This window comes from Devosia sp., assembly GCF_017307495.1.
Classification (GTDB): domain Bacteria; phylum Pseudomonadota; class Alphaproteobacteria; order Rhizobiales; family Devosiaceae; genus Devosia_A.
In genome coordinates, this window is sequence record NZ_JAFKHE010000024.1 from 97,866 (window position 1) to 109,773 (window position 11,908).

10 protein-coding genes are annotated in these 11,908 nt (G+C 65.9%); 2 read left to right on the forward strand and 8 right to left on the reverse strand.

The annotated features are described in order from the left end of the window. Positions 1 to 22 precede the first annotated feature (22 nt). On the forward strand, positions 23 to 640 hold the full coding sequence (locus J0I99_RS15580; RefSeq protein WP_291398547.1) for a hypothetical protein: 618 nt from the start codon (positions 23 to 25) through the stop codon (positions 638 to 640). A 3-nt stretch (positions 641 to 643) separates the two neighbouring features. On the opposite strand, the gene J0I99_RS15585 is transcribed toward J0I99_RS15580, so the two are convergent. Genes J0I99_RS15585 through J0I99_RS15595 form a run of 3 tightly spaced genes read right to left on the reverse strand, consistent with a single transcriptional unit; the run spans position 644 to position 3,496 of the window. Continuing rightward, a complete protein-coding gene (locus J0I99_RS15585; protein WP_291398548.1) occupies positions 644 to 901 on the reverse strand; it encodes a UvrB/UvrC motif-containing protein in 258 nt (85 codons plus the stop codon). A gap of 10 nt (positions 902 to 911) precedes the next feature. After that, positions 912 to 2,489, reverse strand: a complete 1,578-nt coding sequence (locus J0I99_RS15590) for a cisplatin damage response ATP-dependent DNA ligase (protein WP_291398549.1) — start codon at positions 2,487 to 2,489, stop codon at positions 912 to 914. Continuing rightward, a complete protein-coding gene (locus J0I99_RS15595) occupies positions 2,486 to 3,496 on the reverse strand; it encodes a ligase-associated DNA damage response exonuclease (protein WP_291398550.1) in 1,011 nt (336 codons plus the stop codon). The genes J0I99_RS15590 and J0I99_RS15595 overlap by 4 nt, the downstream gene beginning before the upstream one ends. A 114-nt stretch (positions 3,497 to 3,610) precedes the next feature. On the opposite strand from J0I99_RS15595, the gene J0I99_RS15600 reads away from it, so the two are divergent. Then, the gene (locus J0I99_RS15600; protein ID WP_291398551.1) at positions 3,611 to 4,102 is read left to right on the forward strand and encodes a Crp/Fnr family transcriptional regulator; all 492 of its coding nucleotides are present in this window, start codon (positions 3,611 to 3,613) and stop codon (positions 4,100 to 4,102) included. A gap of 121 nt (positions 4,103 to 4,223) precedes the next feature. Here the strand turns inward: J0I99_RS15600 and trxC are convergent, their stop codons facing one another. The 5 genes from trxC to J0I99_RS15625 all read right to left on the reverse strand — a co-directional run bounded on the left by trxC (position 4,224) and on the right by J0I99_RS15625 (position 11,347). Then, on the reverse strand, positions 4,224 to 4,661 hold the full coding sequence (gene trxC, locus J0I99_RS15605) for a thioredoxin TrxC (protein ID WP_291391605.1): 438 nt from the start codon (positions 4,659 to 4,661) through the stop codon (positions 4,224 to 4,226). 99 nt (positions 4,662 to 4,760) lie between these two features. Continuing rightward, the gene (locus tag J0I99_RS15610; RefSeq protein WP_291398552.1) at positions 4,761 to 7,682 is read right to left on the reverse strand and encodes an insulinase family protein; all 2,922 of its coding nucleotides are present in this window, start codon (positions 7,680 to 7,682) and stop codon (positions 4,761 to 4,763) included. A 237-nt stretch (positions 7,683 to 7,919) separates the two neighbouring features. Further along, on the reverse strand, positions 7,920 to 8,900 hold the full coding sequence (locus tag J0I99_RS15615) for an aldo/keto reductase (protein WP_291398553.1): 981 nt from the start codon (positions 8,898 to 8,900) through the stop codon (positions 7,920 to 7,922). Between the two features lie 90 nt (positions 8,901 to 8,990). Then, entirely contained in the window at positions 8,991 to 10,586 is a 1,596-nt protein-coding gene (locus tag J0I99_RS15620) for a peptide chain release factor 3 (protein WP_291398554.1), read from the reverse strand. Between the two features lie 107 nt (positions 10,587 to 10,693). Continuing rightward, positions 10,694 to 11,347 (reverse strand): outer membrane protein, encoded by a 654-nt coding sequence (locus tag J0I99_RS15625; RefSeq protein ID WP_291398555.1) that lies wholly within the window; start codon positions 11,345 to 11,347, stop codon positions 10,694 to 10,696. Positions 11,348 to 11,908 lie beyond the last annotated feature (561 nt).

Genomic DNA, 11,908 nt, shown 5'->3' on the forward strand with positions numbered 1-11,908 from the left:
TCATTGCGAAAGGACAGAGATCGTGAACCGACTCGCTCACTGGCGTCGCGGCGCCCTTGCGCTGCTTGCATTTGGCCTGATGGTGGTACTAACGGGGTGCGTGGTAAGCTCAAAGAGCGCGCTGGTTCCGGTCGATGAGGCCGTCGAGCTGCTGCCCGCCAACCTGGACTTCGTCACATACAAGGAGGACGAGCCTGGCAAGTTCACCCGGTCCGACGACCAACCGGGAGGCCTGTCCCTCGTTCCGGCTACGCGGACTTACGTCGATGCGGCCGGGGAAATCACCGCATACTTCGTGCCGCGCGACGACGGCACCTACTTGATCAGTGTACTGAGCAAAGGCTCCAGCGGCGAAGGTGTGATGTACGGGGTTGCCCGGTACAAGGACGGCATCCTCGAGCTCAGGATGATCTTCTCCGGCAAGCCGGACGAGGAAATGGCCGCAGCCGGGGCTGCGATTCCAGACGGCGCGACCATCGAAGGCGGCGGCATCGTCGTTACCAGCCGCGCCGGGCTAGAAACGATCATACATATGGTCGCCACGGGGGCACTTGCGACAACCCCGCTCATCGCCTGGGCCGAAGAAGCACCGGCTCCCGATGCCATTGTCGGCGATGGCGACTGGTACCGGGTGGAGTAAAGGCTAGCGCTTCCGCCCCTTTACCGTCGTCATCAGGTTCGGCTTGTTCGGGCGTTTCCAGCCCTTTGGCGGCTCGACCACCGGCACCTGCGTGCCGAGCCCCATTTCGCCCGGCGGGGGCTTGCGCACGGCGGTGCCACCCTTTAGCCGCACGATCTCGTCGCGCAGGCGAGCGGCAGTCTCGAAGTCCTCGCGGGTCACTGCGGCGAGCATCTCGCCCTCGAGGGCAATGATCTTTCTCTCGATGGCGGCAAGCGACATTTCCACGCCCTCAGGTTGCCGACAGGAAGACCTGCATGTCTTCAAGTGTCGCGGCCTCGGCGGCCGGTTTGTCCCACCTTATCCGGTTGATACGCGGGAAGCGAAGCGCGATGCCGGACTTGTGCCGGCCGGATTGCTGAGCAGAATCAAAGGCTACCTCGAAAACGAGTTCCTTGCTGACCTCGCGGACCGGGCCGAAGCTGGCGACCGTGTTGTTGCGCACCCACTTGTCGAGCTGGCGCAGTTCCTCGTCGGTGAAGCCGAAATAGGCCTTGCCGATGGGGACGATCTCGTTCCCCTTCCATACCCCGAAGGTGTAATCGGAATAGAACGAGGAGCGTTTGCCGTGACCGCGCTGGGCGTACATGAGGATGGCGTCGACCACGTTCGGATCGCGTTTCCACTTGTACCACAAGCCTTTAGGGCGACCAGGCACGTAGGGTGACGAGCGCAGCTTCAGCATGACGCCCTCGTGGCCGTGCTCGGCGGCGCCGCGGCGGCGGATCTCGGCGAGTTGCTCCCAGTTCTCGAACGGGACGATCGGCGAGAGGTCGAGGCGGGTCTGCGGGTGGGCGGCGAACCAGGCTTCGAGCCGTTGCCGGCGCTCGCGCCAGGGCAGGCTGCGGATGTCTGTACCGCCCTGGAACATGAGGTCATAGACGCGCAAAAATGCAGGTAAAGTCTGCAGATGTTTCATGGAAGCCTGTTTGCGGTTCAGCCGCTGCTGAAGGTCGTTGAACGGCAGCGGCTCGAAATCGGCCCCGACCAGCAGTTCGCCATCGAGCACGCCGTCGCCGAAGACGTTGTCGACAATGTCGGGGAAGGCAGCGGCGATGTCGTCGCCGGTGCGCGAGAACATCGACACCTTGCCCCTGGCGGCGATGATCTGGACCCGGATGCCGTCCCATTTCCACTCGGCGACCCATTCGGCCGGGTCGAGGGTGGCAAAGTCCTTTTCCTCGTCGATGGGGTTGGACAGCATCAGCGGGTGGAAGCGCGCCGTGTGGTCGATGTCAGGGCGTTCCGCCCTGCCCTCCAGCCAGTCGAAGAGTTCGGGATAGGGCGCGCTGATGCCGTTCCACACCTCCTCGATCTCCTGCAGTCCGATGCCGCTCATTTCGGCGAGCGCGGTCTTGGCGAGGCGCGCATTGACGCCGATGCGCAGCGCGCCGGTGGCGAACTTGACCAGGGCCCAGCGCTCATTGATCGAGGCGCGGGTGAGGAGCGAGCCGATGAGCCGCGGCAGCTCGGCCTTGCTGGTCATGTTGAACAGCTCGACCAGATCGGACAGCGACGGCAGCGGCTCGGTTCCTCCGTGGTGCTGCCAGATCAGCGCGATGGTCTCGCCGAGGTCGCCGACATAGTCGTAGCTGAGGGCGAACAGATGCGGATCGACCTCGGCAAGGACGACGTCGCGCAGGATCGCCGGCTTCACGTTCTTGAACGTCAGCGCCCCGGTGAGGATGGCCAGTGCGATACCGCGATCCGGATCGGGGGTCTCGCGGAAGTACTGCGCCATCGCCTCGATCTTGCGGTTACGCGACGGAGTGAGGGCGAGCAGCTCCATCAGCTGGGCGAAGCGCCTCATTCGTCGAGCCCCTCTTGCTCCTCGCCTTCCTCGAAGGCCTGGATCTTGAGCGGCTCGGCCTCGAGCCCCAGCTTGCGGCACTGGTAGACGAGCGCATCCTCGCGCCCATGCGTGACCCAGACCTTGCCCGCGCCGCTCTCCCGGATAGTGGCGTTGAGCTCGTTCCAGTCGGCATGGTCGGAGATGACGAGCGGCAGCTCGACGCCCGACTGCCGCGCCCGCTGCTTGACGCTCATCCAGCCCGAGGCGACGGCGAGAACCGGATCGGGCAACCTGCGGCTCCAGCGATCCTTGATGGCGGACGGCGGTGCGACGACGATCTGCCCAGCGAGCTCCCCCTTGCTGGCATCGAGCGAATGCCGGAGCAGGCCGAGGTCGATGCCGCGCTCCTGATAGAGTTCGCACAGCCGGATCATGGCGCCATGCAGGTAGATCGGCGCGTCGTAGCCGGCATCGCGCAGCAGCGCGATCATCCGCTGCGCCTTGCCGAGCGCATAGCAGCCGATGACATGCGCGCGATCCGGGAAGGTCGCAACCGAGCGCAGCAGGCGCGCCACCTCGTCCAGCGGCCGCGGGTGCTGGAACACCGGCAGTCCGAACGTGGCCTCGGTGACGAGGAGATCGCACTCGGCCAGTTCGAACGGCTGCGCGGTGCGGTCGCGGAGCCGCTTGTAGTCGCCGGTGACGACGATGCGCTGCCCGCGATGCTCCATCAGCACCTGCGCCGAGCCGAGGATGTGGCCAGCCGGCTTCAGCGTGATGGTCACGTCGTCCACCTGCAGCGGCGTATCGAAGGCGAGTGGTTGGAAGCGCCCGGCGCAATCCTCGCCGTATCGCACCTTCATGATGGCAATGGTGTCAGGCGTCGCCAGCACCGCCCCATGGCCGGAGCGGGCATGGTCGGAATGCCCATGCGTGATGATCGCCCGCGCCCGCGGCACCGGCGGGTCGATATAGGCGTCGATGGGCGTGACGCGCAGGTCGCGATCGAGGAAGGGCGTCGGCATTGCTCACCAATTCAGTGCAGAGACCAGTCTAAACGCACGAAACCCCGAATCAGCACACTATTCGCCAGCAATCGAAGCGAATAGGCTGCGCGAGAAACTGAAACGGAGCCGAACATGCAGAGCCTCCTGGCACTTGCCGCCGCGCATCCCACCCTCAGTCTCGCCGCAGGCAGGACTCTCCTTATCCAGGGACTCGCCGGCGGCGACCTCTACGTGCTCGAGAGCGGAGAACTCGCAGTGGAGCGCGACGGCGTGAAGATCGCGACGATCTCGACGCCCGGCTCGCCTGTGGGGGAAATGTCCGTCATCCTCGGCACGCCAGCAAGCGCCACGGTCAGGGCGGAGCGCCCGACGACCGTCCGCGTCGTCCATGACGCCGTCTCCGCCATCCGGCAGGATCCCGAACTGTCCTTCCGCATCGCCTGGCTGATGGCCAACCGGCTGGATTCGACCTCCGCCTACCTGGTCAAGCTGACGCACCAGCACGAGGGCAAGGCCGAGCACGGCCTGATCGGCGCCATCCTCGCGGCCCTCCATAAGCCTAACGGCTATGAGGAGGTCTCGCGCGGCGACATGTTCGGCAGTCCCCCTCCACCCCCGTTGTGAAACCAGCAGCCGGTGGGGCCTTCGGCCAGGGAGCGGCAACCACTTGCCTCTCGCCCGGTCCGTCGGCGATCACAGAACTACCCCTCCCTCAATCCCTCCCCTCAAGGGGAGGGAGGCGCCGCTACGGCGCGTACTGGCTCAGCCAGGCGATGAGAGACCGCGCGTCCAGGGCGCCGGCACGCTGAGTCACGATGCTGCCCTTGTGGAAGACGATGAGGTTGGGGATGCCACGGATATCGTAGCGCGCGGCGACCTGGGGTTCGGCCTCGGTGTCGAGCTTGAGGAAGCGCATCCTCGGTTCGAGTTCGCGGGCGGCAGCTTCGAAACTCGGCGCCATCATGTGGCACGGGCCGCACCAGTCGGCCCAGAAATCGACGACCACCGGCACATCGGAGCGGTTGATCTGCCTGTCGAACCGCGCCGCGTCGACGGCGGCGGGATGGCCGTCGAACAGCATCTCGTGGCACTTGCCGCACTTGGCTTCGGCCAGCGGCTTGCCCGCCGCGACACGGTTGGTGCTGCCGCAGTGCGGGCAGACGATCATCTGGGCTTCGGACATGGCCTGCTCCTCTTGTTCTTCACCCACCATTGTCGGTCGTCATCTTCGCCCGGGAATGACGCTGATGGGTGGGCGACGGCAGTGCCCTGGCGGCGGGCCCTACAGGACCTTCGTCACCTTAAGGAATCCGCCGCGCTCGTCATTGGCGGCCTTAATCGCCGTTTCCGAGCCCAGCACCACCACCTGGCCCGTGCGCGCCACCTGGTCGAGGGCCTCGGCCAGGGCCTTGAAGTCGCGGTTGGAGGCCGAGAGGATTTCCTCGCGCCGTTGCTGGCGCGCTTCGTCGGTATCGCCCGAGAGCTCCCAGATCAGCGAGGTGAACCCCTTGGCGTCCGGCAGCCGGTAGGTATCGACCGTGCCGATGACCCCGATGACGGAGCGGACCAGGTCCTGCTCGCCGACGCCGGCTTTGAGGAAGGCCGAAGCCTTGTCATAGACATCGATCGTGCCGAGCAGGTTGGGATCGCGATAGGACGTGAAGGCGAACGTGCCGGCGAACGGGTCGAGCCCGGATGAGCCCCCATAGGCGCCGCCCTGCACGCGCACCTTATCCCACATGTAGGTGGTGTTGAGGTGCTTGATCGCGACGGCGGTGCCGCCGGTCGGCGCGAAGCCGAGTTCCTTCAAATTGGCGCCCTTGGCCACGTAGTTGACCTGGCCCGGGAAGGTCAGCCCCTCGGACTGCGGGCTCGGTTCGAACCCCCAGCCCTCGAGCGAGGGCCCTGCCCCGACCGGCAGGCCGGTGATGAACCGCGCGAGTTCCGGTCGCAGCGCGCCGATGGCGAAGTTGTCGGCAGTGACGTTGGCGATCATGCCGCTGCGGCCGATGAGCAGCGAACGGATCTCCTCGAGCGCCGCCTGCACCGCCGGCCAGTTGCCCTCGATCTGGGCGATGAGGTCCTTGAGGAAGAAGTAGTGGGAAACGCCGCCAAGCTTCTCGTTGAGCCAGTCGGCCTCGCTGAAGCCGGCGCGCACGCGCATCGAGACGATGCCGTTACCCATCCCGGCGAGCGAGCTTTCGAAGCCGGCCTTGCTCTCGAGCACCATCTGCTTGATGCGCTCGCGGTTATCGAGGCGGGCATCGGTGATGACATCGTGAAAGATCGACAGCAGGTCGCCGACATGATCCGTGGTCGCCTTGCCGCGCACGAACAGCCACGCCGCCGTGCCCGCGCCGTCGCGCCGCGTCGACAGCCAGCGGTTGGCACCGACGCCGCCGGTGGTGCGGCCGATGCGCTGGGTGAGCGAGACGAAGTCTTCCCTGCTGGTGCCGGTCTGCGTCAGGGCCCGGATGAACAGCGGCAGGTACGGCATCAGCCGTCCGGGCAGCCGGTCGAGGTTGAAGCCGAGATCGAGATAGACCACGCCGCTGGTCGGCAGGTCGTGGGTGTAGAGCGACACCCCCTCGAGCTCTTCCCTGGCGATCGGAATGGCCTTGTTGGCGCGCGGCAGGTCGGCGAGCGTCAGCGTCGGGATCCTGGCCAGCGCCTCGGGCGGATCGCCAGCCTCCTGCAGCGCCTTGAGCCGCGCCGTCTGCTCGGCGACCGCCGCGATGCCCGCTGCATCCAGCGCCTGCTGCGCCTCGTCGAGCCGCGCCCGCTCCTCGGCACTCTCCTCGGCCGCCTTGTTCGGGTCGGCGGTAAGCAGCACCGTGGTGCGATGCGGGTTGTTGAGGATGTGCGTCCGGATCAGCGTTTCGAACACGCGCTCGCCGGCCGCCAGCTTGTCCTTGATTGCCTTGAGCGGTGCCTCGAAGCTCAGCGGCGCCAGCGGATCATGGCCATATAGCCAGCTCCCCATCGAGCGGAACATCAGGGCGATGCCGCGCGGGAACGAGCCGGTATTGTTCTCGCGCAGCGCGAATTCGGCCGTGTTCACCGCCGCCTCGATCGTCTTGGGATCGATACCTTCCCGGCTCAGATAGTCGAGCGTGGCGATGATCAGATCCTGCACCTTGCTGCCGGCATCGTCGGCGATGCCCTTGAGTCCGAAAGTGAAGTACGGCTGACGGATGCCATCGGCGAAGCCCGAGCCGGTGAGCCCCTCGCCGAGGCCGGAATCGATCAGCGCTTTCCTCAGCGGCGCGGCCGGGGTGCCGACCAGCACGGACTCGAGGATGTTGAGCGCCAGCATCGCCTCGGGATCGGTGATCTCGTCGAGCATCCAGTTGACCGTGACCATAGCGGTCTTCTTGCCGCCCACCTCGTCCGGGCTCGCGGCATAGGTCTCGTGCACCTGGCGCGGCGCGTTCCAGCGCTTCTGCAGCGGAACGTCGGCCTTGGGGTCGATGCGCTCGAACTGGCTGAAGTACGCCTCGAGGATATCGAGGCGCTTGGCAGGATCGTCGTCGCCGTAGAACACCACGCGCGAGTTCGACGGGTGGTAGAACCTCGAGTGGAAGTCCTTGAAATATTCGTAGGTGAGATCGGGGATCGCCTTGGGGTCGCCACCCGAATTCACGCCATAGGTCGTATCCGGATAGAGCGACAGCTGGCTGACCTTGCCGAGCAGCGCTGCCGGCGAGGAGTAGGCGCCCTTCATCTCGTTGAACACCACGCCCTTGAACACCATCGGGCCCTGGGTGTTGTCGAGTTCGTAGTGCCAGCCCTCCTGGCGGAAAGTGTCCTCGGTGATCAGCGGGAAATAGACCGCGTCGAGATAGACATCGACGAGGTTGTAGAAGTCCTTGAGGTTCTGCGACGCGACCGGATAGGCGGTCTTGTCCGAGAAGGTCATGGCGTTGAGGAAGGTGTGGAGCGAGCCCTTGAGCAGTTCCACGAACGGCTTCTTGACCGGGTACTTGCGCGAGCCGCACAGCACCGAGTGCTCGAGGATATGGGCGACGCCGGTCGAATCCTCGGGCGGCGTCTTGAGCGTCACGCCGAAGACCTTGTTTTCGTCCTCGTTGATGAGGCTCAGCACTTCTGCCCCGGTCTTCTTGTGCCGGTAGAACCGCGCCAGCGAACTGATCTCCCCGATCTGCTGTTCGCGGACGAGTTCGAAGGCGGGATGCTCGGACATGAAGGTACTCGGGAAGAGGAAGGTGGAGATAACTTAGGCAGGGGAATGCACGGATGGAAGAGGGCTAGGCGGATGGGGAGGTGGGCGGCTGGACTTCCCCTCATCCGTCTCGGCCTTCGGCCTCGCCCCCTCTCCCTCACGGGGAGAAGGGGGCATCATTGATGCCAGCGAGGCACCGTCTTCCCTCTCTCCTTGAGGGAGAGGGTGGCCGCGCAGCGGCCAGGGGAAGTCCAGTACCTAGATCCGACCCCGGATCTGCGGGCGTACCTTGTCCTGGTACCAATCCGCCAGCTTCGCAACCAAGGCCGGCTCGATCGGCTCGCGCCTGGTCGCATCGACATTGGCGCGCAACTGGTCCGGGCGCGTCACGCCGGCGATGATGGTCGAGACCGCGGGCTGGTCGAGGATCCAGCGCAGCGCGAACTGGCTGAGCGGCATGCCGGCCGGGATCATCTGCTTGAGCTGGTCGGCCAACTCGATGCCCGTCTCGAACTTCAGCCCGGAGAAGGTTTCGCCGACGTTGAACTTCTCGCCGTTGGCGTTGAAGTTGCGGTGATCGGTCGAAGCGAACTTCGTTTCCTTGGTCCACTTGCCCGAGAGCAGGCCCGAGGCCAGCGGCAGGCGCACGATGACGCCGACATTGTTCTTCTGCGCCACCGGGAACACCTCGGTGATGTAGTCCTGCCGGAACAGGTTGAAGATGACCTGCAGCGTCGTGCAGCCCGGCGCGCGCATGGCGAGCAGCGCCTCTTCGACGTTCTCGACGCTGGCGCCCCAGTGGCGCATCATGCCCGCGTCGCGCAGGTCGTCCATGATGGTGAACACTTCGCCGTCACGCAGCACCTCGGTGGGGATGGTGTGGAGTTGGGCGAGATCGAGCGTCTCGACCCCGAGGCGCTTCAGCGAGCCGGCGAGGCTCTCCTTGATGTTCTTCTTGTTGTAGCCGGTCTTGTTGGGGAAGATTTCGCCGTTGCGACCGAGCTTGGTGGCGACGAACACGCCCTTCCTGTCTCGGAACGCGCCGATCCGGCGCTCCGACTGGCCGCCGCCATAGACGTCGGCCGTGTCCCAGAAATTGACGTCGAGCGAGCGCGCGGTCTTGAGGATCTCGTTGGCCGACTCGTCGCTGACCGGGCCGAAGCTCTCGCCCAGTTGCCAGGTGCCCAGGCCGATCTCGGAGACGTCGTAGCCGGTCTTGCCCAGTGTGCGGATGTTCATCGCGTTCCTCCTCTTGTTGTCGGGCTTCATAGCCGGGGGAAGCTGGAACAGGAAGGGGACGAACGGACTACCGGTTGGGTGGGCCGAACGTCAGCGCCGCTCCTTGGTGGTGTGGAAGATGATCCTGGGGTAGTCGCGCTCGGCGCGCGCCAGCCACCACTGCGACTGCGCCAGATAGACGGGATCGCCGTACTTGTCCTCGGCCATCTCCAGCTTGTTGGTGGAGATGAAGCGCTCGAGCTCCGGCTTGTCGTCGGAGGTGACCCAGCGCGCCAGCTCGAAGTTGATCGCCTCGAAGCTGATCGGGACATTGTATTCGGAGTTGATGCGCGACTGCAGCACTTCGAGCTGCAGCTGCCCGACGACGCCGACCAGGTAGTCGGCCCCCACCATGCGGCGGAATATCTGCGCCACGCCCTCCTCGGCGAGATCGCTCAGCGCCTTGGCCAGCTGCTTGGCCTTCATCGGATCGGCGAGCCGGACACGCCGGATGATCTCGGGCGCGAAATTGGGAATGCCCGTGACCTGGACCTGCGCGCCCTCAGTGAGCGTATCGCCGACGCTCAGCGCGCCGTGGTTGGGAATGCCGACGATGTCGCCGGCCACCGCCTCTTCCGCCAGCTCGCGGTCGTGGCCGAAGAAGAACATCGGGTTCGAGACCGCCATGTCCTTGCCAGTGCGGACGTTCCGCAGCCGCATCCCGCGCTTGAAGGTGCCCGAGCTCAGCCGCACGAAGGCGATGCGGTCGCGGTGGTTGGCGTCCATGTTCGCCTGTACCTTGAACACGAAGCCGGTCACCTTGGGCTCGCCGGGGTTGATCGGCTGCGGCTCGGCCGGCTGCGGCCGCGGCTCGGGCGCCCAGGCGCCCAGCGCCGCCAGCAGTTCGGGCACCGCCACGGACTTGAGCGCCGAGCCGAAGATCACCGGCGTCAGGTGCCCGGCCCGGTAGGTCTCGAGATCGAAGGCGGGATAGCCGGCGCGCGCCAGATCGAGGGTCTCGAGGCTGGCCTTGATCACCGGATCGGCATTGAGCGTGGCATCTCCGAACAGCTCCTCGACATCGGCGAAGGTGCGCATCACCTCGCCCGCCGGGGTCAGCACGCGCCCCGCCGTCAGGTCGACGATGCCCCTGAAATCGACACCGCCGCCCAGCGGCCACACCACCGGGGTCACGTCGAGCGCCAGCGTGTCGGCGATCTCGTCGAGGATGGCCAGCGGATCCTTGCCCTCGCGATCCACCTTGTTGGCGAAGGTGATGATCGGGATGTCGCGCAGCCGGCAGACCTCGAACAGCTTGAGCGTCTGCGCCTCGATGCCCTTGGCGACGTCGATCACCATCACTGCGGCGTCGACGGCGGTCAGCGTGCGGTAGGTATCCTCGGAAAAGTCCGAGTGGCCCGGCGTGTCGAGCAGGTTGAAGGTCAGCCCCAGGTGCTCGAAGGTCATCACCGAAGAGGTGATCGAGATGCCGCGCTGGCGCTCGATCTCCATCCAGTCCGAGCGCGTGGCGCGTTGGTTGGCGCGATGGCGCACCGCGCCGGCCTGCTGGATCGCGCCCGAGGCGGCGAGCAGCCTTTCGGTCAGCGTGGTCTTGCCGGCGTCCGGATGCGAGATGATCGCGAAGGTGCGGCGCGATTGGTAGGGCAGCAGTTTGGCGGCAGGCGCCGTAGCGGTCAGGGCGGTCATCACAGGCTCTTCAGGGAAGGCCGCGATATACTGTGTCTGGCCGCCGAATGCAAAACAGAACGGCCGCCCGGATGGGGCGGCCGTTCCAGACTCGCGAAGCCGAGGCCTCAGAACTTGAAGTTCACGCCGGCAGTGAGCGCATGGGTGGTCAGGTCGAACGTGGCATTGTCCGTGGCGAGAGTGTAATCCGCCGTGCCGTAGTCGGTGTAACGGTACTGCAGGTCCAGCGACACGTTGTCGACCACGGCGACTTCCACGCCAGCGCCGGCCGTCCAGCCAAAATGCATCTGAGTGCTGTCGGTGCCGGTTTCGCTTGCCGTGGCGCCGGCAAAGGCCAGGCCCGCCGTGAGGTAGGGCATGAAGGCGCCTCCGTCGAAGCCGGCACGACCGCGGAGAGAACCGGCCCAATTGATGTCGAAATCGGCCGGCGTCTCGAAGCCGCTGACGCCCGACCAAGCGATGTCGCCGGCCGCGCCGAGCACGAAGCCCGGGGTGACGGTGAAGTTGGCGCCCAGCGTCGCGCCGACCAGCCAGCCGGACAGGCCGATGTCGGAGTAGTTGTTCAGGTCATCGATCGCCGTGCCCCAACCGTAGCCGACGAAGCCGCCGATATAGGCGCCGTCCCAGCCGCCGGCCGGGCTGGAGTAGCCGCCGCCATAGGATGGAGCCGGGGAATTGACCAGGAGGTCGGCTGCCTGCGCGCCCGAAATGAAGGTGAATGCGGCCACGCCGGCCAGCAGGGCGAGAGAGAGACGGTTCATGAAGTGCCTCCAGAACACGAGGGAACACGCGGGGTTTGGTGACCGCATGAATCGAATCCAAATTGCAAACAACTGGTTTACGCGCCGGTAACCGTCAGGGTTTGGTTAACGTTTGGTTGTCCGGCGTGGTTAACCCGGTGGGTTGAGGCGTCGCCGCTCCCATTGGAGGGGAAGGATGGGGTTGCATCGGTGGTCACCGCACCACCCCCACCCTCGGTCCCTCCCCCCAAGGGGGAGGGAGGCGCTGGCCGCATCCCACCCTGTTCGCCTGCCATCAGGGGACGCCCTGCCGTTCCCGCCACCGGCCGTCATCCCCGCGAACGCCGGGGGACCCACGGCTCAGACCGCCGGGCCGAATGCGGACGGTTCCCGACTGTTGCAGATGGGTCGGCAACACCACGCCGGAAAGCGGCCGGGGCACTGGGTCCCGGCGTTCGCTGGGATGACGATCGTGGTCCTGGCAGGAAACCACAGAGACAATGGTTGTCACCCACGCCCCGCACCCTGGGCGCGGCGTCTATCGGTGGTCCCCGCACCACCCCCACCCTCGGTCCCTCCTCT

Bases quoted from the DNA above. Each gene is read 5' to 3' on its own strand.
- J0I99_RS15585 (WP_291398548.1), bottom strand. From the start codon at position 901: ATGTCGCTTGCCGCCATCGAGAGAAAGATCATTGCCCTCGAGGGCGAG.
- J0I99_RS15590 (WP_291398549.1), bottom strand. From the start codon at position 2,489: ATGAGGCGCTTCGCCCAGCTGATGGAGCTGCTCGCCCTCACTCCGTCG.
- J0I99_RS15595 (WP_291398550.1), bottom strand. From the start codon at position 3,496: ATGCCGACGCCCTTCCTCGATCGCGACCTGCGCGTCACGCCCATCGAC.
- J0I99_RS15600 (WP_291398551.1), top strand. From the start codon at position 3,611: ATGCAGAGCCTCCTGGCACTTGCCGCCGCGCATCCCACCCTCAGTCTC.
- trxC (WP_291391605.1), bottom strand. From the start codon at position 4,661: ATGTCCGAAGCCCAGATGATCGTCTGCCCGCACTGCGGCAGCACCAAC.
- J0I99_RS15610 (WP_291398552.1), bottom strand. From the start codon at position 7,682: ATGTCCGAGCATCCCGCCTTCGAACTCGTCCGCGAACAGCAGATCGGG.
- J0I99_RS15615 (WP_291398553.1), bottom strand. From the start codon at position 8,900: ATGAACATCCGCACACTGGGCAAGACCGGCTACGACGTCTCCGAGATC.
- J0I99_RS15620 (WP_291398554.1), bottom strand. From the start codon at position 10,586: ATGACCGCCCTGACCGCTACGGCGCCTGCCGCCAAACTGCTGCCCTAC.
- J0I99_RS15625 (WP_291398555.1), bottom strand. From the start codon at position 11,347: ATGAACCGTCTCTCTCTCGCCCTGCTGGCCGGCGTGGCCGCATTCACC.